Annotated in this window: 24 protein-coding genes; 18 read left to right on the top strand and 6 right to left on the bottom strand. The window is 72.6% G+C overall.

The features are described from left to right. Positions 1 to 19 precede the first annotated feature (19 nt). The 9 genes from HHX30_RS27440 to HHX30_RS27400 all read left to right on the top strand — a co-directional run bounded on the left by HHX30_RS27440 (position 20) and on the right by HHX30_RS27400 (position 7414). Positions 20 to 868: a fumarylacetoacetate hydrolase family protein gene (locus HHX30_RS27440; RefSeq protein WP_169985009.1), complete on the top strand. Its 849-nt coding sequence runs from the start codon at positions 20 to 22 to the stop codon at positions 866 to 868. Then, on the top strand, positions 865 to 1602 hold the full coding sequence (locus HHX30_RS27435; RefSeq protein ID WP_169985007.1) for an SDR family NAD(P)-dependent oxidoreductase: 738 nt from the start codon (positions 865 to 867) through the stop codon (positions 1600 to 1602). Before HHX30_RS27440 ends, HHX30_RS27435 begins: the two co-directional genes overlap by 4 nt. Further along, positions 1599 to 2513: an aldo/keto reductase gene (locus HHX30_RS27430; RefSeq protein WP_169985005.1), complete on the top strand. Its 915-nt coding sequence runs from the start codon at positions 1599 to 1601 to the stop codon at positions 2511 to 2513. The genes HHX30_RS27435 and HHX30_RS27430 overlap by 4 nt, the downstream gene beginning before the upstream one ends. Further along, positions 2503 to 3759, top strand: coding sequence for a nickel-dependent lactate racemase (gene larA, locus HHX30_RS27425; RefSeq protein WP_169985003.1), 1257 nt, complete (start codon positions 2503 to 2505; stop codon positions 3757 to 3759). The genes HHX30_RS27430 and larA overlap by 11 nt, the downstream gene beginning before the upstream one ends. A 1-nt stretch (position 3760) precedes the next feature. Beyond that, positions 3761 to 4183 (top strand): RbsD/FucU family protein, encoded by a 423-nt coding sequence (locus HHX30_RS27420; RefSeq protein ID WP_169985002.1) that lies wholly within the window; start codon positions 3761 to 3763, stop codon positions 4181 to 4183. Between the two features lie 46 nt (positions 4184 to 4229). Continuing rightward, positions 4230 to 4895, top strand: a complete 666-nt coding sequence (gene larB, locus HHX30_RS27415) for a nickel pincer cofactor biosynthesis protein LarB (RefSeq protein ID WP_169985000.1) — start codon at positions 4230 to 4232, stop codon at positions 4893 to 4895. Further along, complete coding sequence (gene larC / locus HHX30_RS27410; RefSeq protein ID WP_169984999.1) at positions 4892 to 6019, top strand: nickel pincer cofactor biosynthesis protein LarC; 1128 nt, start codon at positions 4892 to 4894, stop codon at positions 6017 to 6019. Before larB ends, larC begins: the two co-directional genes overlap by 4 nt. A gap of 74 nt (positions 6020 to 6093) precedes the next feature. Next, positions 6094 to 6942 (top strand): amidohydrolase, encoded by an 849-nt coding sequence (locus HHX30_RS27405; protein ID WP_169985135.1) that lies wholly within the window; start codon positions 6094 to 6096, stop codon positions 6940 to 6942. Between the two features lie 121 nt (positions 6943 to 7063). Next, positions 7064 to 7414: a hypothetical protein gene (locus HHX30_RS27400; RefSeq protein WP_169984997.1), complete on the top strand. Its 351-nt coding sequence runs from the start codon at positions 7064 to 7066 to the stop codon at positions 7412 to 7414. A 27-nt stretch (positions 7415 to 7441) separates the two neighbouring features. Here the strand turns inward: HHX30_RS27400 and HHX30_RS27395 are convergent, their stop codons facing one another. Then, positions 7442 to 8338: an aminoglycoside phosphotransferase family protein gene (locus tag HHX30_RS27395; protein ID WP_169985133.1), complete on the bottom strand. Its 897-nt coding sequence runs from the start codon at positions 8336 to 8338 to the stop codon at positions 7442 to 7444. A 351-nt stretch (positions 8339 to 8689) separates the two neighbouring features. Between HHX30_RS27395 and HHX30_RS27390 the strand changes: the two genes are divergently transcribed. Further along, positions 8690 to 10042 (top strand): family 43 glycosylhydrolase, encoded by a 1353-nt coding sequence (locus tag HHX30_RS27390; protein ID WP_169984995.1) that lies wholly within the window; start codon positions 8690 to 8692, stop codon positions 10040 to 10042. A gap of 57 nt (positions 10043 to 10099) precedes the next feature. On the opposite strand, the gene HHX30_RS27385 is transcribed toward HHX30_RS27390, so the two are convergent. From HHX30_RS27385 to HHX30_RS27375, 3 genes are all read right to left on the bottom strand, one after another. Beyond that, positions 10100 to 11254 (bottom strand): alpha-hydroxy-acid oxidizing protein, encoded by a 1155-nt coding sequence (locus HHX30_RS27385; RefSeq protein WP_169984993.1) that lies wholly within the window; start codon positions 11252 to 11254, stop codon positions 10100 to 10102. Positions 11255 to 11362: 108 nt separating this feature from the next. Further along, on the bottom strand, positions 11363 to 13141 hold the full coding sequence (locus HHX30_RS27380) for a hypothetical protein (protein WP_169984991.1): 1779 nt from the start codon (positions 13139 to 13141) through the stop codon (positions 11363 to 11365). 118 nt (positions 13142 to 13259) lie between these two features. After that, a complete protein-coding gene (locus HHX30_RS27375) occupies positions 13260 to 14753 on the bottom strand; it encodes an FAD-dependent monooxygenase (protein WP_311922888.1) in 1494 nt (497 codons plus the stop codon). 83 nt (positions 14754 to 14836) lie between these two features. On the opposite strand from HHX30_RS27375, the gene HHX30_RS27370 reads away from it, so the two are divergent. From HHX30_RS27370 to HHX30_RS27335, 8 genes are all read left to right on the top strand, one after another. Then, positions 14837 to 15478 (top strand): TetR/AcrR family transcriptional regulator, encoded by a 642-nt coding sequence (locus HHX30_RS27370; protein WP_169984987.1) that lies wholly within the window; start codon positions 14837 to 14839, stop codon positions 15476 to 15478. Positions 15479 to 15701: 223 nt separating this feature from the next. After that, a complete protein-coding gene (locus HHX30_RS27365) occupies positions 15702 to 16451 on the top strand; it encodes a GntR family transcriptional regulator (RefSeq protein WP_169984985.1) in 750 nt (249 codons plus the stop codon). Further along, positions 16435 to 16662, top strand: coding sequence for a 4Fe-4S dicluster domain-containing protein (locus tag HHX30_RS27360; protein WP_079312946.1), 228 nt, complete (start codon positions 16435 to 16437; stop codon positions 16660 to 16662). The genes HHX30_RS27365 and HHX30_RS27360 overlap by 17 nt, the downstream gene beginning before the upstream one ends. A 13-nt stretch (positions 16663 to 16675) precedes the next feature. Then, positions 16676 to 18109 carry an ABC transporter substrate-binding protein gene (locus HHX30_RS27355; RefSeq protein ID WP_169984983.1) on the top strand — a complete coding sequence of 478 codons (1434 nt, stop codon included), beginning with the start codon at positions 16676 to 16678 and terminating at the stop codon, positions 18107 to 18109. Further along, complete coding sequence (locus HHX30_RS27350) at positions 18106 to 18978, top strand: ABC transporter permease (protein ID WP_169984981.1); 873 nt, start codon at positions 18106 to 18108, stop codon at positions 18976 to 18978. Before HHX30_RS27355 ends, HHX30_RS27350 begins: the two co-directional genes overlap by 4 nt. Beyond that, positions 18975 to 19772 carry an ABC transporter ATP-binding protein gene (locus HHX30_RS27345; RefSeq protein WP_169984979.1) on the top strand — a complete coding sequence of 266 codons (798 nt, stop codon included), beginning with the start codon at positions 18975 to 18977 and terminating at the stop codon, positions 19770 to 19772. Before HHX30_RS27350 ends, HHX30_RS27345 begins: the two co-directional genes overlap by 4 nt. Before the next feature lie 2 nt (positions 19773 to 19774). After that, on the top strand, positions 19775 to 22534 hold the full coding sequence (locus HHX30_RS27340) for a fumarate reductase/succinate dehydrogenase flavoprotein subunit (protein WP_169984977.1): 2760 nt from the start codon (positions 19775 to 19777) through the stop codon (positions 22532 to 22534). Beyond that, the gene (locus HHX30_RS27335) at positions 22527 to 22667 is read left to right on the top strand and encodes a hypothetical protein (RefSeq protein WP_169984975.1); all 141 of its coding nucleotides are present in this window, start codon (positions 22527 to 22529) and stop codon (positions 22665 to 22667) included. Before HHX30_RS27340 ends, HHX30_RS27335 begins: the two co-directional genes overlap by 8 nt. 75 nt (positions 22668 to 22742) lie before the next feature. On the opposite strand, the gene HHX30_RS27330 is transcribed toward HHX30_RS27335, so the two are convergent. After that, positions 22743 to 23849, bottom strand: a complete 1107-nt coding sequence (locus HHX30_RS27330) for a YeiH family protein (protein WP_169984973.1) — start codon at positions 23847 to 23849, stop codon at positions 22743 to 22745. Beyond that, on the bottom strand, positions 23849 to 23986 hold the full coding sequence (locus HHX30_RS27325) for a hypothetical protein (protein WP_169984971.1): 138 nt from the start codon (positions 23984 to 23986) through the stop codon (positions 23849 to 23851). Before HHX30_RS27325 ends, HHX30_RS27330 begins: the two co-directional genes overlap by 1 nt. Positions 23987 to 24015 lie beyond the last annotated feature (29 nt).

Below are 24015 nucleotides of genomic sequence, written 5' to 3'. Positions count from 1 at the left end.
CAGCGGGAGAAGGCAGATCGTGAAGCTGTTGCGAGTGGGTCCGGCGGGTGAGGAGCGGCCTTGTGCGATGGGACCGGACGGGCGGGTGCTCGACCTGTCGTCGCTGACGGCCGACATCGACGGCGCGTTCCTCGCGGGAGGGGGCGTCGAGCGCGTGCGGACCGCCCTGGCGGAGGGCGCCCTGCCCGAGGCCGGGCCGTACGAGCGGGTGGGCGCGCCGATCGCCAGGCCGGGGAAGATCGTGTGCATCGGCCTGAACTACTCCGACCACGCGGAGGAGACCGGGGCGGCGATCCCCGCCGAGCCGGTGGTGTTCATGAAGGCGTCCAACACGCTCGTCGGTCCCGACGACGAGGTGCTGGTGCCGCGGCGCAGCGTGAAGACCGACTACGAGGTCGAGCTGGCGGTGATCCTCGGCCGTACGGCCCGTTACCTGGACTCCCCGGACGACGCGGCCGAGGTGATCGCCGGGTATGCGATCGCCAACGACGTGTCGGAGCGGGAGTTCCAGAACGAGCGCGGCGGTCAGTGGGACAAGGGCAAGTCGTGTGAAACGTTCAACCCGCTCGGCCCGTGGCTGGTGACGGCGGACGAGGCCGGCGACCCGCAGGCGCTGGGTTTGCGGCTGTGGGTCAACGGCGAGCTGCGCCAGAACGGGAACACGAAGAACCAGATCTTCGGCGTGCATCACGTGATCTGGTACCTCAGCCAGTTCATGGTGCTGGAGCCGGGCGACGTGGTGAACACCGGCACGCCGGCGGGTGTGGCACTCGGCCGTGGCCCGCAGGCGTACCTGCGGGAGGGTGACGTGGTGGAGCTGGAGATCGACGGCCTCGGCCGCCAGCGCCAGCGGGTGGGCCAGGCATGAGTGAGGAGTTCGAGGGCCTGGTGGCGATCGTCACCGGCGGGGCCTCGGGCATCGGCAGGGCCGTCGCCGAGGAACTGGCCGCACGGGGCGCCCGGGTCGCCGTTCTGGACCTCAAGGACACCGAGTTCGTCTGCGATGTCACCGACGACGCCTCCGTACGCGCGGCGGTGGCGGCGGTGGCGGAGCGCTACGGCCGGATCGACGTGCTGGTGAACAACGCGGGCATCGGCGCGCAGGGCACGGTGGCCGACAACGACGACGCCGAATGGCTGCGGGTGTTCGACCTGAACGTGGTGGGGATCGCCCGGGTGACCCGGGCGGCGCTGCCGCACCTGCGCATGTCCCCGCACGCGGCGATCGTCAACACCTGCTCGATCGCCGCCACCGCGGGGCTGCCGCAGCGGGCGCTGTATTCGGCGTCCAAGGGGGCGGTGCTCGCGCTCACCCGCGCGATGGCGGCCGACCACCTTCGCGAGGGGATCCGGGTCAACTGCGTCAACCCCGGCACCGTCGACACCCCCTGGGTCGGCCGGCTGCTGGACGCCGCTCCCGATCCGCAGGCCGAGCGCGCGGCGTTGTCCGCCCGGCAGCCGCACGGCCGCCTGGTCACGGCGCAGGAGGTCGCCCACGCCGTCGCGTACCTGGCCAGCCCGCGCGCGGCCTCGACGGCCGGGGTCGAGCTGGCCGTGGACGGCGGGATGTCCGGCCTGCGGCTGAGGCCGGTGACCTCGTGACGCTCTCCCTCGGGCCGTACGGGCTGGGCACCGCGCCGTTGGGCGGGCTGTTCGCGCCGGTGAGCGAAAAGCAGGCCGAGCAGGCGCTGGCCGCCGCGTGGGAGGCGGGGATCCGCTACTTCGACACCGCGCCGCACTACGGGACCGGCCTGGCGGAGGAGCGTCTCGGACGCTTCCTGCGCGGCCTGCCCGGTCAGGCCGCGAGGGAGGCGGTCGTCTCCACGAAGATCGGCCGCGTCCTGGTGCCCGGGCAGGGCGAGGAGGACGGGTTTCCCGGCCGCACGCAGTACGTGCGGGTGCGGGACTACAGCCGCGACGGGGTGCTGCGCTCGCTGGACGACAGCCTGAAGCGCACCGGGCTGGACCGGTTCGACCTGGTGTTCATCCACGACCCGGACGACCACTGGGAGCAGGCCGCGGGCGAGGCGTACCCCGCGCTGGCCGAGCTGCGCGACCAGGGAGTGATCGGCGCGATCGGCGCCGGGATGAACCAGGCCGAGATGCTGACCAGGTTCGTCCGCGAGACCGACCTGGACGCCGTGCTGGTCGCGGGACGCTACACGCTGCTCGACCGCTCCGCCGCCGGGGAACTGCTGCCCGAATGCGAACGGCGCGGCGTCGCCGTCGTCGCCGGCGGGGTGTTCAACAGCGGCGTCCTCGCCGGGGGCGTCACCTACGACTACGACGCAGCCCCGCCGGCCGTACTCCAGCGGGCGCGCGAACTGGAGCGGATCTGCGCGTCGTACGGCGTGCCGCTGCCGGCGGCGGCCCTGCTGTTCCCGCACCGGCATCCGGCCGTCACCACGGTCCTGTTCGGCGCGCGCAGCGCGGAGGAGGTGCGGGAGGACCTCGGCCTGGCCGCCACCCCCGTGCCCGGGGAACTGTGGGAGGAGCTGGACCATGCGCGTTGAGCTCGCCTACGGCACGGACGGTCTCGTGGTGGACCTGCCGGACGACCGGACCACGGTGATCGCGCCGGTCGCCCGGCCCGCCGTGGCGGACGAGGCCGCCGAGGTGCTGCGGGCCCTGCGTGAACCGGTCGCGGGCCCGCCGCTGCGCGAGCGGGTGCGCCCCGGCCAGACGGTGGCGATCTCCGCCTGCGACGGCACGAGACCCCAGCCGCGCCACCTGATGATCCCGGCGATCCTGGCGGAGCTGGACGGGATCGTCGACACCGGCGACGTGGTGATCCTGGTGGCCACCGGAACCCACCGCGGCAACACCGACGCGGAACTGCGCGCGATGTTCGGTGACCAGGTCGTCGACGCCGTGCGGATCGTCAACCACGACGCGCGCGACGCGTCGTCCCTGAGGTGGATGGGCCGTCACGGCAAGGACGTCCCCGTTTGGCTGAACCGGGAGTGGACGGACGCCGACGTGCGGATCACGACGGGCTTCGTCGAGCCGCACTTCTTCGCCGGGTTCTCCGGCGGCCCCAAACTGGTCGCACCCGGCCTCGCCGCCCTGGAGACCGTGCTCACTCTGCACGACGCGGCCCGCATCGGCGATCCCCGTGCCACCTGGGGCGTCATCGAGGGCAACCCGGTGCACGACGACGTCCGCGCCATCGCGGAGGCGACCGGGGTCACCTTCGCCCTCGACGTCGTGCTCAACCGGGAGCAGAAGATCGTCCGGGCGTTCGGCGGCGACCTGCCGCCGATGCACGCCGCCGCCACGGCCGCCGCCCGCGCCGCCGCGATGCGGCCGGTCGCCGAGCCCTTCGACGTGGTGGTGACCACCAACGCCGGATTCCCGCTGGACCAGAACCTCTACCAGTCGGTGAAGGGCATGAGCGCCGCCGCCCAGGTCGTGCGGCCCGGCGGCACGATCGTCTGCGCCGCCGAGTGCCGGGACGGGTTCCCCGACCACGGCTCCTACCGGGACGTGCTCACCTCCGCGGCCTCCCCGGACGCGCTGTTCGAGGAGATCTCCCGCCGCACCGAGACGGTGCCCGACCAGTGGCAGGTCCAGATCCAGGCCCGCATCCAGCGGCACGCTCGCGTGGTCATGCACACCTCGCACCTGAGCGACGCCGACCTCGCCGCCGCCCACCTGGAACAGACCGGCGACATCGCCGCCACCGTGCGCGCACTGCCCGGCCGGGTCTGCGTCCTGCCCGAGGGGCCCATGACCATTCCGTACCTCGGGGGAGAATGACGTGCTCCGCTACCCCCTGATCCACCCGCCGCTGCTGGCCGCGCTCGCGGCCACCGGCCACGGATCGCGCCTTCTGCTCGCCGACGCCAACTACGCCCACGCCACCAATGTGCGGGCCGGCGCCCCGGTGATCCACCTCAACCTGCGTCCCGGGCTGGTCCGCGTGGACGACGTCCTGGAGGTGCTCGTGGACGCCGTGCCGCTGGAGTCGGTCCACTCGATGCGTCCCGACGAAGGCGGCGAGCCCGAGGTGCTCACCCGCTACCGGGAGCTGCTCGGCCCGCAGCGGCCCATCGAACCCATGGGACGTCTCGAGTTCTACGAGGCCGCGAAGGGCCCCGACGTCGCCTTCGCGGTGGCGACCGGCGACGACCGGCTCTACGCGAACCTCCTGCTGACCGTCGGATACATCGTTCCGTCATGAACAGGCGGAGCGAACGCGACCGCGCGCCGTCGAGCGGGAGGAGGCCGTGAGCGACGCCCTCGACCTCGGTTACGCGCGCGTCGACCTCGACCGCGAGGCGCGCCAGGGACTGCCCGAGATCGTCTATGGTCCGGGCAAACAGGTGACCGAGATCACCGGAATCGTCACCACGCTGCTCGGCCGCAACACCGGGCCCGTCCTGGTGACCCGGGTCGGCCCCGACGCCGCCGAGGCCGTGCTCGGGCGTGTCCCCGGCGGCCGGTACGACCGGGACGCCCGGCTGCTGGTCTGGCGCGAGCCCCGGGCGATCGAGCACACGGTCGCCGTGGTCACGGCCGGGACCGCGGACGGCCCGGTGGCCGCCGAGGCCGCGGCAGTCGCATCCGCCCTCGGCCTGCGCACCACCCTGATCAGGGACGTGGGAGTGGCCGGGCTGCATCGCGTGCTCGCCGCCGTCGAGGACCTGCGCGCGGCCGACAGCGTCATCGTCATCGCCGGTATGGAAGGGGCGCTGGCGAGCGTGATCGGCGGCCTGGTCGAGACGCCGGTGATCGCCGTGCCCACCAGCACCGGTTACGGCGCCGCGCTGGAGGGCGTGACGGCCCTGCTCGCCATGCTCACCTCGTGCGCGGCGGGGATCACCGTGGTCAACATCGACTCCGGATTCGGCGCCGCGCTCGCGGCCTTCCGCCTCACGAGGGGGCCGAGGTGATCCTCTTCCTGAATCCGTTCACCGGCCTGGCCGGCGACATGCTGCTCGGGGCACTCCTGGACGCGGGCGCCTCCCTCGACGCCGTACGCCGGGCCGTCGCCCTGACCGGCCTGACCGGGTGGCGGCTGGACGCCGAGCGCGTGCGGACCGGAGCGCTGACCGCCACCCGCGTCCTGATCGACGTCGAGGACGACGCAAGTGAGCGCCCCGCCGCGGAGCTGATCGCGATGGCGGCCCGGGCCGGCCTGCCCGTCGCCGACGAGGCGCTGACCGCGATCGCCGAGGCCGAGGGCGCGCTGCACGGCGTTCCGCCCGCCGGCGTCCACCTGCACGAGCTCGGCGGGCACGACACACTGATCGACATCGTCGGCTGCGCGGCGGCCCTGCGCGACCTCGGCGTGACGCGCGTCCACTGCGCACCGCTGCCGCTGGGCAGCGGCACCGTGCGGACCCGTCACGGCGTGCTGCCCGTGCCCGCTCCCGCCACGCTCGCCCTGCTGAAGGGAGCGCGGGTGCGAGCCGGAGCGGCGGGGGAGGCGGTCACGCCGACCGGGGCGGCCCTGCTCCACGCCGCGGGCACGGTGTACGGCGCGGTGTACGGCGCGGTCCCGGAGATGGAACTGCACGCCACGGGGTACGGCGCGGGCACCCGCGAGCTGCCCGACCGGCCGAACGTGACGGTGGCGATGCTCGGGCGGCTCACCGCCGGCCCGGACCACCAGGTCGTCCTGTCGACGAACCTCGACGACGTGACCGGTGAGATTCTCGGGCACGTCATCGAGCGCGCCCTGGCCGCGGGCGCGGCGGACGCGTGGATCACTCCGGCGGTCATGAAGAAAGGCCGGCCCGCGCACGTCCTGCACGTGCTCGCGCCCGTCGAACTGGCCGGCCGTCTGCAGGAACTCGTCCTGGCCGAGACGGGCAGCCTGGGGTTGCGGCGCAGCGTGGTCGAGAAGGTGGCGCTGCCCCGGCACTTCGAGACCGTGCGGCTGTACGGCCAGGACGTGCGGATGAAGCACGGGCCGTGGGGGGTCAAACCCGAGCACGACGACCTGGCCAGGCTGGCCCAGGTCACCGGAAAACCATTACGGGAACTGGCACGAGAGGCTTTTGACGCGCTGTGACATCCACCGCGACATCCACTGGGACATCCACTGGGACATCCACTGGGACATCCACTGGGACATCCACTGGGACGATCGTCGACGCTCATCACCATCTCTGGGAGCTGTCCCGGCGGCCGCAGACCTGGCTCGATCCTCCGAAGATGGCGCGGATCCGCCGCGACTTCACCGCCTCCGACTACGCCGCCGTCGCGGCGGAAGCGCGAATCGGGAGCTCGGTGCTCGTACAGGTCCTGCCCGACGCCGAGGAGACCCGGGAGTTCCTCGCGCTGGCGGCGCGGTCGGACACCGTCGCCGCCGTGGTGGGGTGGGCCGATCTCACCCGGCCCGATCTCGCCGCCGAACTCGCCGCGCTCGCCGCCTCACCGGGCGGCGAACTGCTGCGCGGCATCCGCCACCTCGTGCAGGGCGAAAGCGACCCCCGTTGGCTCGCCCGCGACGACGTCCGCGAAGGACTGCGTCAGGTGGCGGCGGCCGGGCTCGTCTACGACCTGCTCGTCCTGCCCCACCAGTTGCCCGCCGCGATCGAGACCGTACGGGCCCTTCCCGAGCTGGCCTTCGTCCTCGACCACCTGGCCAAACCTCCGGTCGCGTCCGGCGAGCTCGAACCGTGGGCCGGTCTCGTCCGTGAGCTGGCCGCCGAGCCGAACGTGACGGCCAAGCTCTCCGGCCTGATCACCGAGGCGGCCTGGGACGACTGGGACGCGGCGCGGCTGCGGCCGTACGCCGACGTCGCGCTCGACGCGTTCGGGCCCGGGCGTCTGATGTTCGGCTCCGACTGGCCCGTCTGCCTCCTCGCGGGCGCCCTGCCCCTGTGGGCGGAGACCGTGCGCGCGCTGCTCACGGACGCGGGGCTGTCGGCCGCCGAGCGTGACGCGGTATTCCGGGGAACGGCGGAACGCGTCTACCGCCTCGGCACCTGAGCGAGCGCGAGCGGCGGGCCGCCTCTCATCACGCCTGAGCTGCCGATATGACAGGTGTCACGGGTGATGACACGACGCACGGCACTTATCGCCGGATCGGGCGGTCCGTACCGTAAAGGTCATGACGAACACGACATCATCGCAGCGTACGGACTGGCACATCGCCCTTCTCGGCGGCCTGAAGCGCCGGGGGGCGGGGCGGGTGCCCGCGGACACCGTGGTCCTCACCCCCCTCGGTGGCGCCGACCTCGATTTCAGCGACGCCGAGATCGCGCCGGTCACCTCGGTCACGAAGATCTCGATCGCGGGCGGTGTGCGGCTGCGGGTGCCCGCCGACAGCACGGTGGAGGTCGAGGGCTTCAGCCTGTTCGGCGGTCGTCGGGTGGACCCGGGAACGCCGGACTCCTCCGGACCGGTCATCCGCGTGCGCAACTACGGCGTCTTCGGCGGCGTGCGGGTCACCCGCGGCTGACGACGCCGTGATCGCGGTCGCACCGGCTCAGGCGGGCCCGCTGTCCGCCAGGATGCGTGCCAGCGTGCGCCGGCCCATCCGGGCCATGGCGGGGTTGGTGTCGAGGTAGTACCAGACGAGTCCCATCGCCTGTTCGAAGGCCCACGCCTTGCCTCGCTCCCACTCCAGGTCGTCGCACTCCAGGTCGAGGCGGAGCACCCGGCGCGGCCCCGCCTCCAGCAGGTGCCAGGCGCTCACGAGGTCGAGAGCGGGATCGGCCGGCCCGAAGCCGCCGGCGTCGAGGATCCCCGCCAGCCGGCCGGCGGACACGAGCACGTTGCCGGGAATGAGATCGCCGTGGCACATCACGTCGGCCGCCTCGCGGGGCAGGACGCGGAGCATGTCCCACATCCGGCGCAGCCGGGGAACGTCCAGGAGCCGTTCGCTGCGCTCGAAGCAGGTCTCCATCCAGGCGTCGTGGGAGCGCAGGTCGCCTCCCCGGCCCGTGCCGGCGAACGTACGGCCGCGCGTGCCGGCCGCACGCAGATCGGTGATGAGCTCGGCGAGGTCGTGGGCGAACGCGACCGATTCGCCCGGGTCCTCGTCGTCCGCCACGGCACCGGGCAGCCACGTCTGCACCGCCCACGGAAGCGGGTATCCCGCGCCGGGCTCACCGAGCGCGACCGGCTCGGGCGTGGGAAAGCGGGTGCTGCCCGCCAGTTCGCGGGCCGCTTCCGCCTCCGACTCCAGCCGGCGCCGCAGCTCGTCGGCCGGGCCGGGTAGCAGCGGGAACCGGGCCGTGAAGCGGTCGCCGACGCGGAAGACGGCGTTGACCGTCCCGTGGGCGCCGATGCGTGTCACGGGCAGGCTCCGCCACTCGGGGAACTGCTCGTCCACCAACGCGCGCACCGTCTCCTGTGTCACCGTCAGCTGGCCGGCGTGCATCCTCACGCCGGGAGCGTTCCGCGTCGCGGTCGTCCGCCGCAACGTGTTTTCGGCTCCGCACCGGCCGGCTCTGCGACGGTGGGAGCGGAACTCGGACCGCTGTCGCCGCCTGCGACCGCACCGCGAAGAGTTCGCCGAGCGAATCGGCCGTGGCTCTTATTTTTTTGGCGCCGCGGAATGGAGGAATTCACGGCCGGTAGGAAATAGGGAAATCCCCGGCGACATCCGCGGCCGAAGCCGGCGAAGGCGAGCCGAAACCTTTCTGTCGTCTGTTCACTGTCGAAATACGTCCCACTACCGTCTCCTCCCGGCAGGGCGACCTGGTCCTGGACAAGTGGGAGGACGTGACTCATGACTGATTCCGATAACGGGTTGTACGTCGGCCGGCGGTCCGTACTGGCCGGCGTCGCGGGCCTGCTGGGAGCGGCGGCGCTGCCCGCGGCCGCCGCGCACGCGGACCCGAAGGAGTCGCCGAACGGAGGCGCGCCGAAGGGGCGGTATCCGTCGAACTGGCCCGAGCTCGAGCCCTACGGCCTCGCGGACACGCGGCCGGACCTGTGGCCGCGCGACGACAACTCCTTCATCCTGCCGCTCGAGCCGCGTCCCCGTGACGAGGAGCTCGGCCGGGTCTGGATGCGGGACACCTACGTCAACTGCTTCGTCGTCGGCGGTCGTCCGGTCTACGTCGCCACGGGCACCACCCGGGTGCCCGGGCTCCAGGCGGCGGGCCCGTGGAACGACGGCATCTTCGTGTGGACGGCCCCGTCCCTGCACGGGCCGTGGCGGCTGGCCGACACCACCGGCATCCGGCCGGACGCCGAGAAGGGCAAGGTGTGGTCGCCCGAGTTCGCCGGCGAGAACCGGCCCGGGCGCACGGTCGTCGCTCCGTGGCAGGAGTACTGGTACGACGACCAGTTCGGCAAGCGCGGCAACGCCTGGGCGCCGGAGGTGCACTACTTCCGCGGCAAGTGGTACATCGTCGCGTGCATGGGCGACCACTCGCAGAAGGTCGGTTCGTTCATGCTCGTGAGCGAGGGCGGGGTCGAGGGTCCGTACCGGCTCGTCCAGGGCAACCACGACAAGCCCTTCGGTGACTCCTTCATCGGGGGACCGGCCTTCATCAAGCCCGGCGCCTACCACCACATCGACGGCGGCCTCTACACCGAGGGCGACGACGCGTGGCTCGTGCTGCACAACAACCTGTACGCGAAGTTCCGGGATGACATGGAGGACATCGTCCCGGCGACGAACCTGCCGAAGTTCCAGCAGACGCCCTACGCGCCCGAGCCGTACCTGGAAGGCGTGTACGTCTTCAAGTACGGAGGCAAGTACTACCTCGTCCACGCCGCATGGGATCGGTCGTCGGTCAACACGGACGGCAGCACGCGGTACGCCTACGACACGGCCGCCCCGGGCCGTGTGCAGTACCAGTACGACGCGATCGTCGCCGTCGCGGACAGGTTCGAGGGGCCATACTCCAAGCGGTGGACCCTGGGCGTCGGCGCCGGCCACAACAACATCTTCGCGGACCGCAGCGGCCGGCTGTGGGCGACGTTCTTCCGCAACCCCAACTTCGGCTACTGGGCCGACCCGTCGCGCGTCGCCGACGCCGCCGTGCCCGGTGTCGTACGGCTGGAGTGGACCGGCCCCGAGGGCAACCGCCTGTACGTCGCACGCCGGAACCCGGGGCACGGCAAGGACTGATCACCGAGTGTGGCGCCTCCGGCGGGCCGTCGTCATCCGCGGCCCGTCGCGAGGCGGTCATGCCACGAGGCGCAGCGCCTCGGGCGTGAGGTCCTTGAGGGTGGGATACCCGTCGACCGCCATGATGAGGTCCGCTTCGGCCAGGATGGAACGCAGCACGTGCACGACGCCGTCGACGCCGCCGACCGCCAGGCCGTACGCGTAGGGCCGGCCGATCCCCACCGCGGTGGCGCCCAGCGCCAGCGCCTTGACGACGTCGGCGCCGCTGCGCACCCCCGAGTCGAACAGGACCGGCAGCCCGTCGGCGGCTTCGAGCACGCCGGGCAGGCACTCCAGGGCGGGCAGTCCTCCGTTGGCCTGCCGTCCGCCGTGGTTGGAACAGTAGACGGCGTCCGCACCGTGGTCCTTGGCCCGGCGGACGTCGTCGGGGTGGCAGATGCCTTTGAGCATCAGCGGCAGCCGGGTCTGCGACCGCAGCCAGTCCAGGTCGTCCCACCGGAACGGCCCGCCGAAGATCGGCAACGTGCGCACCACCTCCTCGACGGCGTCCTCGCCGGGTCGCAGTCTCTGCCGGAACACCGGGTCGCTTGTGTAGTTGCGCAGGCATCCGCTGGGCACCTGGGGGTAGTTCGAGCCGCGCAGGTCCCGGGGACGCCAGCCGGTCACCCAGGTGTCGAGGGTGACGGCGATGCCCTTGAACCCCGCCGCCTCGGCGCGGTGCACCAGGCTCGCCGCCAGGTCCCGGTCCGGCGGCGTGTAGAGCTGGAAGAAGCCGGGCGTGCCGTCCAGCGCCGCCGCCACGTCCTCCATGGGATCGGCGGAAAGGGTCGCCGCGAAGAACGGGACGCCGGTCCGGACGGAGGCTCGCGCGCATGCGAGGTCGCCGTGGTCGTCCTGGGCGCACACCCCGATCACCCCGATGGGCGCCATGAACACCGGCGAGGGCAGCTTCGTCCCGAACAACTCGATCGACATGTCGCGCTCGGCGGGAGCGACCAACATCCGCGGATACAGGCCCCAGCGTTTGAACGCCTCGCAGTTGGCCCGCTGGGTGTGCTCGTCACCGGCGCCTCCGGCCACATACCCCCAGACCTTCGGCCGCATCGCGGCGGACGCCTTCTCTTCCAGCTCCGCGAATGTCATGGGATACGGCGGCTGCCGGCCGGTCCGCCCCTGGGCGTACAGCTCGTTTTGGTACTCCGCGTAATTCATACGTGCGCGTTACCCCTGGCGCATCGCGTTACCCGAGGCGAGTGGCCAAGTATTCGGAATCTCCCGGTGACCGTGCCAAGGAATACCGGCCGTGAGCCCCGCGACCGCTCACGGTTTCAGTGTGAGCCTCTTCCTCGACGCGCCCGGGAACACGACGACCAGGTGCTCCTCTCCCGCGTCGCCGATCCGCACGTAGACACGGAGCCGGTAGCGGCCCTTCCCCGCGATCGCCAGGTTCGGCATGGGGGCACCCGCCCCCACCTCTCCGCCGTCGCCCATCTCCGGCACGGTGAGCGTGCCGCTGCGGCTGACGATCGGCACCTCGTCGACCTGATCCCACCCGGCCGTCCGCCGAGGCGGCGGGGTGCGGAGGGCCTTCACCGTGAGGCACAGATCGATGACGTCTTCGACATGCCCGACGAGCGCCGTGCTGCCGGCCACCCCGACGAGGGCGCTGTCGTCGTAGAGGTCGTCGATGGCCTGCTCCGCCGCCTCGTCGGCCGCATCGTCGTCGGGGTCGTGGACCAGATAGCCGTGATCGCCGTCGGCGAACAGGAAGTATTTGGCCGTGGCCTGGACGACACCCTTCGTCCGGGGCCACGGGTCGCGGCACTTCGCGTTCTCCTCGGCGATGTAGGCGGCGTTCGCCGCCTCCGTCTCCGCGGTCGACCGCAGCAACTCGGGGTGGGTCGCGCCGACGATCTCCGGGCAGACGTAGACGAGGTCCCACGGGTCCGCGCCCCAGGCGGGCCGCGCGCTCCCGGCCCGCGTCAGGATCGCCTCCTGTTCCTCGCGGTCCTTCGCACGGCACAGCGCCCGCCCGTACGCGAGGACCTGCTGGTCGGACAGGCTGTCCGGGAAGATCGGCGAGACTCCGCCGTCCGTGCTCCGCGCCCGGCACAGGAACACGGCCTCGCGTTCCGCGGGTTTCAGGTCGCCGAAGCTGGGCCGGTCGTAGCAGTCCGTCGACCAGCCGGTGTAGGTGAGGTGCGGGGTCTGCTCCGGGTGGATCATCGCGATGACCGGCAGCAGGGCCACGGCCGCCACCGCGACGCGGATCACGCGCCGCCGCGCGGGCGGAAGGTCCGCCGGGCGGCCCTCCGTGGGTAGCTCGCGGGCGGTCGCCGCGATCCACACGGTGCCGACGAGTGCCAGCGCGTCCATCATGACCGGCATCGCCAGATCGGCGCCGCTGGGAATCATCGCGAAGCGGACGTTGAGCGGGATCACCAGCGCGTAGACGCCCACCGACACCCACCCGGCGGCCTGCGTGCCGCGGCTCCACCGGCCGTCGCGCCGCTGCCCGACGAGCGTGATGAGGGTCGCCGCCACTCCGCTCAGCATCAAGCCCAGTTCGACGATTCCGCCCGATCCGAGCTCCGGCAGGTCGAGTTCGTCGAGCAGGTCGTCGGCCATCCCGGCCAGCTCGACCGCGAAGATGGCTCCGGCCGCCGCGCGCAGCACGCGGGACCGCCAGCGGATGACGAGCAGGTAGAGGACGTCGATCGCGGTCCACAGCGCGAGCTGGAACGCCGCGTCGACCGCGTCGGGGAGCAGCGCGATCGGGTACCACAGCACGAGGGCGTACGCCACCGCCAGATACAGCAGGCGGCGCAGCGCCCTCGCCCGGCGGTCCAGCGGTCCCGGCGCGGGGGCACGCAGGATCAGCCACAGGAGCGCGGCCTTCACCAGGGCGGCCACGAGCAGCGCCACCGTCGTCGAGGTGTCGAACCCGCCGCGCCCGTAGAACCCCGCGTAGGCCGGCGGCGACCATTCGACGGCCACCCAGAGCCAGGCGTCGCCGAGCACCAGGCCCGCGACCGCCGCCGCGAGAACCAGACCTACTAATCCGATCCTGATATTCCGCCAGAACCTGTCCGGAAGCACGGAACGCGATCTTAGTGCGGCACCGCCGTACAGGCGGACACCGTGGAACGAGCGGTCCCGCCCCCCGATCACAACCGGTCGCGGGCGGGTGCCGGTAGCCGCCGGCCCGGCACCCGGCTCAGGGCATCGTCGCGAGGTTGCCGGTGATCGCGGCGAGCAGGGCGTCGCCGGAGGCGGCGGGGCCGTCCGCGGCCCAGCAGACGTAGCCGTCGGGACGGATGAGCAGGGTGGCGGCGCCCAGATCGTCGGTGCGGGTGGCGCGGACGAGGTCGACTCGTGGTGGAAGCCGGAAACCGGCGGGAACGGTTCCGGCCAGATCGAGCAGGACGGCGTGCCCCGCGCCGAACAGCGCCGACACCCGGGTGGGGCCGGCGTCGGTGACCAGATCGGCGTCCGGGATGCGCTGTCCGGTGAGCGGGTGATCGCCGGGCAGTGTGTAACGCAGTGAGAGGCCGGACATCAGTCCTGCGAGGTGGCGGTTGGTGTCGGGCAGGCGCAGCAGGTCGATGAAGATGTCGCGCAGGGCGGCCACGTCCTCGCTCGGGGCGGGATCGGCCAGGACGCGCTGCGCCGACGTGTGGTGCAGGACCTGGGCTCCGACCGGATGCCGTTCGGCGTGGTAGCTGTCCAGCAGGCCGCTCGGCGCCCGGCCCCGCACGGTCGCGGCCAGTTTCCACCCGAGGTTGAACGCGTCCTGTATGCCGAGGTTGAGACCTTGGCCGCCCAGCGGCGGGTGGATGTGCGCCGCGTCGCCCGCGAACAGGACGCGGCCCACGCGGTAGTGCTCCAGCTGCCGTGTGGCGTCGGTGAACCGGGACGCGTTGTCCACGGCACCGAGCGTGGTCTCGTGGCCGTACACGGCCCGTAGCCCGGCGGTGATCTCCTCGTCGGTCACCGGGGTGTCGCGGTCGGTGTCGGCCTGGTCCGTCCGGCCGTAGGTGATTCGGTACCGGTCGCCGCCCAGAGGGACCAGCATGGCCCAGTAGCCGTCCGCTTGACGGGTCAGGCTGCTCATGTGCCCGATCCGTTGCGGCACCAGCGGCGAAACGGCGGACAGGCGGATGTCGGCCAGCACCGCCTGACGGGTTCCGGGCCTGCCGGGAAACGGCAGCCCGAGCAGTTTGCGCACCGTGCTGTGGCCGCCGTCGCAGGCCGCCAGGTAGCGCGCCCGCGCCCGCGAATCTCCGGCTGTCACGACCACACCGTCGTCGCCGGGCTCGACCGCTGAGACGGCGGTGCCGCGCAGAACCCGCGCGCCGGCGGCGACCGCCCGCTCTTCGAGCACCTCCTCGAGTTCCCACTGCGGGATCGGGATGGGGAAAGGGTGCCTGGTCCGCCAGGGGGCGCAGTCCAGGGGGACGGGCAGCGCCGCGAAGTGCCCGCCGACCGGCTCATGCGGCGTGGCGCGCCGCAGCAACGGTTCGAGCAGCCCGCGTGACTCCAGCAGCTCGGCGGTACGGGGCTGGATGCCGGCGCCTTTCACCTGTTCGGTCCGCTGCGCCAGCTTCTCCAGCACCAGGGTCTCGACCCCTGCCAGAGCGAGTTCGTACGCCAGCATCAGCCCGGTCGGGCCGGCGCCCGCGATGACGACCTCGGTCTCGATCTCGTCCACCGTCATCACTCCATTTCGCCTCGGGGCAAATGTATACCAGGTGCAGGAATATCCCTGGGGCAACACCCTGCTACGGTGACGTCGTGGACGGCAAGCCGGGGCTGCGGGAACGGAAGAAGCGGCGTACCCACGCGGCGATCTCCGAGGCCGCGATCACGCTGTTCCTCGAACACGGCTTCAATCAGGTCTCGGTGGCGCAGGTGGCCGAGGCGGCCGAGGTGTCCAAACGCACGCTGTTCGCCTACTTCCCGGCGAAGGAAGACCTCGTGGTGCATCGCCTCGCCGACCACGAGACCGAGATGGCACGCGTCGTGCGGGCCCGCCCGCCGCGCACCGCCCCGCTGACCGCGCTGCGTGAGCACTTCCTCGACGGCCTGCGCGAGCGGGACCCGATCACCGGGCTCAACGACGCGCCCCAGGTGCGGAAGCTCCACCGGATGATCCTCGACACCCCCTCGCTGGTGGCCCGGATGGAGCGGTTCAAGAGCGGCGCCGAACGCGCACTCGCCCAGGCGTTGCAGGAGACGGCGGACGTCCCGGAGCTCACGGCGCGGCTGGCCGCCGCCCAGATCGTCGCGGTCCACTGGGCGCTGGCGCAGGACAACGCCGAACGCCTGGCGTACGGGGAGCCCGCCGACGAGCGCTACGCGGGTGCGGTGGCCGACGCGGAACACGCGTTCGCGCTGCTGTGGAACGGACTGCGGCAGCTGACCCGGCAGCGGTGACTTCTGGCAGGCTCGACGAGCCTGCCCGGGGGCACACGCGTGCCGCCGAGCCTGAGCCGGCGCGGGTGGTCCAGCCCGCCCACCTCCGTCACCGCTTCCCGGGGTGGCGGTTGTCGGCGGTCTCCCGATGGAACCGCAGCTCACGACGGTGACGCGATCCGCCGGGGTGGCGTAATTGCGTCGTTATCCGCATATTCCTACCTGAACAGTAGGCTTACGCCTTATGGAGTTGGCGGACGCGAGACGGCGCCGGGCGGACAGGGCCCGCCAGGTCGCCGACCTGCTGCGGCGGGAGGTCGTGCACGGCGGCTTCGGCGGTGGTCACCTACCGCTGGAGTCCGCCCTCGCGCGGGAGTTCGGGACCTCGCGCAACACGATCAGGGACGCCCTGGACCTGCTGCGTGACGAGGGCCTCATCGAGCGGTGCCCGGGCGTCGGCACCACCGTCGCCGCGGAGAAGTACCCGCACGGCCTGCACCGGCTGCTCGGCCTCGCCGAGACCCTCCGGGAGCACGGCGAGGTGACCAACGAGGTCCGCGCGATGGGGCTGATCCCGCCTCCGGCCGCCGTGCGGGGGCGGCTCGGCCTGCCGCCGGGAGAGGACGTCGTCTACGTGGAGCGGCTGCGCCGGCTCAACGGCCTGCCGCTCTCGCTCGACCTGACCTACCTCGTCCGCGAGGTGGGGGAGCCGCTCTTCGACGCCGACCTCGTGCACAACGACGTGTTCGTGCTGCTGGAGCGGATCGCCGGCCAGCCGCTCGGCGTGGCCGAGCTGACGATCGAGGCCGTGAACGCCGACCCCCACACCGCGGCCGTCCTCGACGCGCCGCGCGGCGCGGCGCTGCTGATGGTCGAGCGCCTCACCCATCTGTCCGACGGCCGCCCGGTCGACCTGGAGTTCGTCAGGTTCCGCGGCGACCGCCTCACCATGCGTGGCCATCTCTGGAGGAACACCGATGACCCTGGTCAATAGCCGCGTCGACGTGCCCGTGACGATCGACGAGTCGCTGTGCATCGAGGGCTGCACGCTGTGTGTGGACGTGTGCCCGCTCGACTCGCTGGCCATCCACGAGGTCAGCGGCAAGGCGTACATGCACGTGGACGAGTGCTGGTACTGCGGCCCCTGCGCCGACCGGTGCCCCGCCGACGCCGTCACGGTGAACATCCCCTACCTGCTCCGATAGAAGGACACTCCCCATGCGTAAGCTCATCGCCGCCGTGGCGCTGCTGGCCGCGGCGGGGTGCTCCGTCTCCGCCGGCGCCGACGACGGCAGGCAGACGGTCGTCGTCGGATACCAGTCGAAGACCATCAACACCGTGACGGCGGGAACGCTGCTGCGCGGTCTCGGCTACCTCGAAAAGCGGCTCGGCGACGGGTACCGGGTCGAGTGGCAGGACTACGACACCGGCGCCCCCATCACCGCCAAGATGGTGGCCGGGAAGATCGACATCGGGTCGATGGGCGACTACCCGCTCCTCATCAACGCATCCCGCACCCAGGGCGTGGCCGCCGCGCGGACCGAGCTCGTCTCGGTGACCGGCTACAACCTGCGCGGCGGGCTGAACTCGGTGGTCGTCGCCCCGTCGTCGGACGTGCGGACGCTGGCCGGCCTGAAGGGAAAGAAGGTCTCCGCCAGCTCCGGGTCGGCCGGTCACGGCACGCTCGTCCAGGCTCTGGAGCGGGCCGGGCTCGACCCCGCGACCGACGTGGAGGTCGTCAACCAGCAGCCGCCGGTCGGCGCGTCCGCGCTGCAGTCGGGCAACGTGCAGGGATACGCCCAGTTCGTGGCCTGGCCGGGGCTGCTCGTCTTCCGGAACCAGGCCCGCCTCGTCTACGACGGCTCGGCGCTCGACGTGCCGACGTTCCACGGCGTCGTCGTACGGCAGGCGTACGCGAAGGAGCACCCGGACGTCGTCCAGGCGTTCCTGCAGGCGCAGATCGACGCGACGACGTACCTGCACGAGCATCCCGTCGAGGCCGCCGAGGCGGTCGCCGAAGCCACCGGCCTGCCGGCCGAGGTCGTCTACCTCTACAACGGCCGCGACGGCATCGCGTCGTTCGACGTCACGATGAAGCCGCGGCTGCTGGCCGCCCTCGACCACGACCAGAAGTACCTGAAGTCGATCGGCACCGATTTCGCCGGCGTCGATGTGGCGAGGTTCGCCAACGACTCCTACCTCAGGAAGGCGTACGGCGCCTCCTACGACGCCGACACCGCGAGCACCGCCAACGCCGCGAAGATCGGCGGGACCGACGAGGCCTGCGGGACCGCCGTGGGCGACCCGGCGAAGGCGGGCGAGGTCTGGCTGGCCGGGGAGGACCGGCTGCGCCCCGCGGCCACCCCCGCCTGCCTGCTGCGCCAGGTGGCGGCCGCCGTCTCCGGCGGCAAGGCCGTACGGGCCGCCTACGTGCCCGACGCGGCCACGGGGACGCACTGGTTCGCGGACAGGTCCGTCTGGGTGCGCGACCCGTCGGCGGGCGAGGACGACCGGTTCAAGCCCTTCACCACCGGGGACGGCGCGCAGGCGTACGTGAAGGAGCACCCCAAGGCCGAGATCGTCGGCTACGACGAGGCGCTGAAGGCCGCGGCGGGGGCGCTGAAGGCGGCGGCGGGAGGTGCGTCGCGATGAGCACTCCGGCCTTGGACGCGACGCTCGCCCCCGCCGCCGCCGGGACCCCGGACGCCCCGGCGGTGCGGACGGCCCGGACGAGAACGGCGGCCGGCCTGCGCGGGTGGGCGGTCAGGCTCGGCTCCCTGGCGGTCGTCGTCGCGCTGTGGCAGTGGCTGACGACCGTGGACGCCCGCGTCGGACTGCGGTTCGACCGGCTGCCCTCGCCCGCCGAGGTCGCGGCGGAGTTCGGCCGGCAGCTGGGCACCCGGATCTACTACCTCGACCTGGCCCAGAGCATGATCCGCATCCTCACCGGGTTCGCGCTGGCGGCCGTCGCCGGCATCGCCCTGGGCGTCCTGGTCGCGCGGTCCCGGTGGATCGGCGACGTGCTGCTGCCGCCCGTCGAGGTCGTCCGGCCGATCCCGGCGATCGCCCTCGTCCCGATCGCGATCCTGGTGTTCCCCACCGACGAGCAGGGCATCGTGTTCATCACGTTCGCCGCGGCGTTCTTCCCGATCATGGTGAGCACGCGGCACGCCGTACGCGCACTGCCGACGCTGTGGGAGGACGCGGTCCGCACCATGGGCGGCGGGCGCGCGCACGTGCTGTGGAACGTCGTCCTCCCGGGCACGCTGCCGGGCGTCTTCGGCGGGCTGTCGGTCGGCATGGGCGTCGCCTGGATATGCGTGATCTCCGCCGAGATGATCTCCGGGGAGTTCGGCGTGGGCTACCGGACCTGGCACGCCTACACCGTGGTCGACTACCCGGCGGTGCTCGTCGGCATGGCGTCGATCGGCGTGCTCGGCTGGGTCACCTCGGCCTCCGTCGAACTGCTCGGCCGGCGCCTCACCCGGTGGCTGCCGCGCGGGGAAGGGGCCGCCCGATGAGCGCTCCCGCCATGGAGACCGCACGCGCGGACGCCGGGCTCGCCATCCGGCTGGAGGGCGTGTCGCTCGGCTACGGGCGGCACGCCGTGCTGGACGGCCTGCACCTCGACATCGCGCCCGGCGAGGTCCTGGTGATCGTCGGTCCGTCCGGATCGGGCAAGTCCACCGTCCTGCGGGCGATCGCGGGGCTGCTGGCGCCGCGGGCCGGCCGGGTTCTGGCCCAGGGCGTGCCGGTCACCGGGCCGTCGCCCGGCCGGGCGATGGTCTTCCAGGACGACGCGTTGCTGCCCTGGCGCACGGTCCGGCGCAACGTCGAGCTGCCGCTTCGCATCCGCGGCGTGCCGAGGAGGGAGCGCAGGGCGGCCGCCGATGGCTGGATCGCCCGCGTCGGCCTCGCCGGCTGCGAGGACCGGCTGCCCCGGGAGCTGTCCGGAGGCATGCGGCAGCGCGTGCAGCTCGCCAGGTCCCTGGCGGGCGCGCCGCGCGCCGTGCTCATGGACGAGCCCTTCGGCGCGCTGGACGCGCAGACCCGGGGTGAGATGCAGCGCCTGCTGCTGGACGTGCTCCGCGACACCCTCGCCACGGTCGTCTTCGTCACCCACGACGTGGACGAGGCGCTGCTGCTCGCGGACAGGGTCGTCGTGCTCGGACATCGCGGCGGACATCGCGGCGGACATCGCGGCGGACACAGCGGCGGACACAGCGGCATTGCGACCATCCTGCGCGTGCCGGACCCGCGCACCCCCGACGTCGACCGCGCCGAACTGCGCGCCCACATCATCGAGGAGCTGTGAAAGTGGACATCCCTTCCCCCGCGGACCGTACGCATCTGGAATGCGAGGTCCTGGTGGTCGGCGGCGGCACCGCCGGGACCATGGCCGCGATCACCGCCGCCGAGCGCGGCGCCGACGTGATCCTGCTGGAAAAGGCGCACGTGCGGCACAGCGGCGCGCTGGCGATGGGCATGGACGGCGTGAACAACGCGGTCATCCCCGGCAGGGCCACCCCCGAGGACTACGTCGCCGAGATCACCAGGGCCAACGACGGAGTGGTCAACCAGCGCACGGTCCACCAGACGGCCACACGCGGCTACGACATGGTGCGGCGGCTGGAACGCTACGGCGTGAAGTTCGAGAAGGACGAGCACGGCGAGTACGCGGTGCGCCGGGTCCACCGGTCGGGCAGCTACGTCCTGCCCATGCCGGAGGGCAAGGACGTCAAGAAGGTCCTCTACCGCGTGCTGCGCCGCCGCGACATCCGCGAGAAGGTGCGCATCGAGAACCGGGTGATGCCGGTCCGTGTGCTGACGAGCGGGGGCCGGGCCGTCGGCGTCGCCGGCTTCGACACCCGATCGGGCCGCTTCGTCACGGTCGCCGCCGGCGCCGTGATCCTCGCCACCGGCGCGTGCGGACGGCTCGGCCTGCCCGCCAGCGGCTACCTGTACGGCACGTACGAGAACCCGACCAACGCCGGGGACGGGTACGCGATGGCCTACCACGCGGGCGCGGAGCTCAGCGGCATCGAGTGCTTCCAGATCAACCCGCTGATCAAGGACTACAACGGCCCCGCCTGCGCGTACGTCGCCAATCCGTTCGGGGGTTACCAGGTCAACGCCGAGGGGGAGCGGTTCGTCGACTGCGACTACTGGTCGGGCCAGATGATGGCCGAGGTGGCGAGGGAGATCGGGTCGGCCCGCGGCCCGATCTACCTCAAGACCAGCCACCTGCCCGACGAGACGCTCACCGCGCTCGAGAACATCCTGCACACCACCGAGCGCCCCACCCGGGGCACCTTCCACGCGGGACGCGGGCACGACTACCGGACCCACGACGTCGAGATGCACATCTCCGAGATCGGATTGTGCGGCGGCCACTCGGCCTCGGGCGTCTGGGTGGATGAAAACGGCGCCACTACCGTCCCCGGCCTGTACGCCGCGGGTGACCTGGCCTGCGTGCCGCACAACTACATGATCGGGGCGTTCGTCTTCGGGGACCTCGCCGGGGCCCACGCCGCCGAGCACCACCGTACGGCCGGCAGCCTGCCGGAGGACCAAATCATTGCGGCGCACGAGCTGATCTATCGCCCGCTGCGCAACCCGGACGGCCCGCCGCAGCCGCAGGTCGAATACAAGCTGCGCCGGTTCGTCAACGACTACGTCGCCCCGCCGAAGACCGCCAGGAAGCTGGACATCGCCCTGGAGACGTTCGAGCGGATGCGCGAGGAGATCGCCGGCATGGGCGCGAGGACTCCACACGAGCTGATGCGCTGCGCCGAGGTGACGTTCATCAGGGACTGCGCGGAGATGGCCGCCAGGTCCTCGCTGGTCCGCACGGAGAGCAGGTGGGGCCTCTACCACGAGCGCGCCGACCTGCCCGAGCGGGACGACGACGAGTGGCTCTACCACCTCAACCTGCGCAAGAACGCCGACGGGGCGATGGAGTTCGTCAAGCGCCCGGTCGAGCCGTACCTCGTGCCCGTCGAGGGCTTCGCCCCCCGCCCGGCCGAGCCCGTCCTGGTCGGGACGTACGGCCCGGCGGGCCCGGCGCGGCGCAGGGCGGGCGGGCGGCTCGCGGTGGAGGCGATCGGACGCTCGCCGCGCATCCTCGAACTCCTGCGGCTCGCCGACGGCGAGCCGGCGCTGGACCAGATCACCCCCTACCTGGAGGACGCCGATCCCAAGGTCCGCAGGGCGGCCGTCGCGACGCTGACCGAGACCGCGCCCCGGGGCGTGGAGACCGCGCTGGCCCGGGCCCTCGCCGATTCGCACGGCACGGTACGGCGCGCCGCCGCGACCGGCCTGCGGGAGCTCGTGGAGGTGCTGCCCGCGACCGCCGGGTTCGGGGCGTCGCTCCGCGCCGTCGCCGGCTACACGGAAGCGGGCCGGGGCGGAGCGGGGGACCCGATCGTTCGCGCGGCCGTTCTGGACGTCCTGCGGGCGCTGCGCCTCGGTGACGCCGCGTTGTTCGAGGCGGCGCTCGCCGACGCCGACACCCGGGTGCGGATCGAGGCGGTCAGGGGCCTGGTCGCGCTCGACGACCCGGCGCGGGTGGCGCTCGCGGCCGGCGACGAGGACCGCGAGGTACGCGTCTGGGCGGCCAGAGGGCTCGGTGTCATCGGCCTGGCTGGCGGCGCCCCCGCCGTCGCGCGGCTCGCCGCCGACGCCGATCCGCTCGTCCGGGCGGCGGCCCTGGAGGCGTCCGCCGGGCTTGGCCGGGCTCTCCAGGGGGAGCCGGTCTTCGCGGAGACGGCCGTACGCGCTCTCGCCGATCCGGCCTGGCAGGTGCGGGTGGGCGCGGCGCGCGGACTCGCCGCCGCCGATCCGGCCCTGGCGGTGGAACCGCTGGTGGCGGCGCTGGCCGACCCCCATCTCGACGTGCGCAAGGCCGCGGTGCTCTCGCTGTCCGCGTGGGCGGTGCGGGCCGAGGTGGCCGCGGCCCTGCACGGCGCTCTCGGCGACTCCGACGCCGACGTCCGCGCCTACGCCCGCAGGGCGCTGGACGCCGCGCGCGCCGGCACGGCCGTCACGGCCACGGTGACAATGCCCGCCGGTGTCTGACGCCACGGCGGTGCCGCGCGACCCCTTCCCGGGCGACACGCACTGGTACGACCTGCCGGACGACGACGCCGCGCCGGAGGAGGACGAGGACGAGGCCGGAGCCCGGTGGCGTCCCTGGCTGCGGCGACGCTGACGGGTTCCGCCGGGCCGGCCGGCTCGTCCCCGGTGCTTCAGGTGGTGCTTCAGGTGGCGCTTCGGGTGGTGCCGCTCAGGCGACGGTGAAGCCGCTGAACAGGAGCGTGGCGAGTCCCAGTGCCAGCAGGACGTTGGCCACGGTGGCGGCGGCGAAGACGGCGACCGGACGCCAGCCGGCCTCCCTGAGCGAGGCCACCCTGAACTCCAGGCCGATGCTGACGAAGGCCAGGATGAGGAACCAGGTGCGCAGGTCGTTGGCGACGCCGATGACCGCCTTGCCCTCGGCCGCGCCGGCGGTGGACAGATACCAGGTGGCCAGCACCGAGGCCGCCACGAAGCCGAGCACGAACTTCGGGAACCGCCGCCACAGCTCGCCCGCGCCCGGCCGCTCGGCGCCGGGGCGGCGCTCGATCCGGAAGGCGAACCACGCGGTCAGCGCGACCACCACGACGCCGATCAGGGCGTTCTGGGTGACCTTGACGATGGTCGCGACCGCCAGCGCGTTCTCGCCCGCGAGAGTGCCCGCCGCGGTCACCGCCGCCGTCGTGTCGATGTTGCCGCCGATCCAGGCGCCCGCCACCTCCGGGCTCAGGCCCAGAGCCGAGGCCAGCGCGGGGAGGACGAAGATGGACGGCAGGGCGAACGCGATCACCAGGCTCGCGCTGTAGGCGAGCTGCTCGCGCCTGGCCTGTACGGCTCCCGCCGCCGCGATGGCGGCGCTGACGCCGCAGATGGACACCGCGGCCGACAGCAGCGCCCGCAGCCTGTCGTCGAGCCCGAGGCGGCCGCCGAGCCACCACGTGAACAGGAACACCGCGCTGATCAGCACGATGCCCTGGAGGATCGCGGGGCCGGCCGCGGTGACGATCACCTTCAGGTTGATCGACGCTCCGAGGAGCACGAGCCCGGTTTTGATGAAGAACTCCGTGCGGAAGCCGGCCGACAGGCGGTCGCGCAGCCCGGTCGCGGTGAGCACGGCGTTGCCCAGCAGGCCGAGGGCGATCGCGTAGACGGGGTACTCGATCGCCTTGGCCGGGCCGGAGCCGGCGAACCACTCGGGCACGCCCTTCTCCAGGGCCCTGGTGCCCGCGGCGAGGGCGAGGACGACGAGGACGCCCAGGGCGGGCCACTGCCACGCCGGGGCCCGCGTCGCGGCGGGAACGGCCGCCTCGCCGCTCATCACGGCACCAGCCCTGTCGGGATCACGCCGGTGATGACCAGTACGAGGAGGACGAGGCCGACGATGGTGGCGGCCCAGTCCTCGTTGATCGCGGCACGGGTGTGCTCGCCGACGGTCGGGGGGTGTTCGTCGCTCACGCCGGACGCCTTTCTCGGGAGTGCGAGTG

The organism is Microbispora sp. H10836 (genome assembly GCF_012999525.1).
Taxonomy (GTDB): domain Bacteria; phylum Actinomycetota; class Actinomycetes; order Streptosporangiales; family Streptosporangiaceae; genus Microbispora.
This window is presented reverse-complemented; position numbering and strand designations above follow the sequence as displayed.

Bases quoted from the DNA above. Each gene is read 5' to 3' on its own strand.
- HHX30_RS27435 (WP_169985007.1), top strand. From the start codon at position 865: ATGAGTGAGGAGTTCGAGGGCCTGGTGGCGATCGTCACCGGCGGGGCC.
- larA (WP_169985003.1), top strand. From the start codon at position 2,503: ATGCGCGTTGAGCTCGCCTACGGCACGGACGGTCTCGTGGTGGACCTG.
- HHX30_RS27400 (WP_169984997.1), top strand. From the start codon at position 7,064: ATGACGAACACGACATCATCGCAGCGTACGGACTGGCACATCGCCCTT.
- HHX30_RS27395 (WP_169985133.1), bottom strand. From the start codon at position 8,338: ATGCACGCCGGCCAGCTGACGGTGACACAGGAGACGGTGCGCGCGTTG.
- HHX30_RS27390 (WP_169984995.1), top strand. From the start codon at position 8,690: ATGACTGATTCCGATAACGGGTTGTACGTCGGCCGGCGGTCCGTACTG.
- HHX30_RS27385 (WP_169984993.1), bottom strand. From the start codon at position 11,254: ATGAATTACGCGGAGTACCAAAACGAGCTGTACGCCCAGGGGCGGACC.
- HHX30_RS27365 (WP_169984985.1), top strand. From the start codon at position 15,702: ATGGAGTTGGCGGACGCGAGACGGCGCCGGGCGGACAGGGCCCGCCAG.
- HHX30_RS27360 (WP_079312946.1), top strand. From the start codon at position 16,435: ATGACCCTGGTCAATAGCCGCGTCGACGTGCCCGTGACGATCGACGAG.
- HHX30_RS27355 (WP_169984983.1), top strand. From the start codon at position 16,676: ATGCGTAAGCTCATCGCCGCCGTGGCGCTGCTGGCCGCGGCGGGGTGC.
- HHX30_RS27350 (WP_169984981.1), top strand. From the start codon at position 18,106: ATGAGCACTCCGGCCTTGGACGCGACGCTCGCCCCCGCCGCCGCCGGG.
- HHX30_RS27345 (WP_169984979.1), top strand. From the start codon at position 18,975: ATGAGCGCTCCCGCCATGGAGACCGCACGCGCGGACGCCGGGCTCGCC.
- HHX30_RS27330 (WP_169984973.1), bottom strand. From the start codon at position 23,849: ATGAGCGGCGAGGCGGCCGTTCCCGCCGCGACGCGGGCCCCGGCGTGG.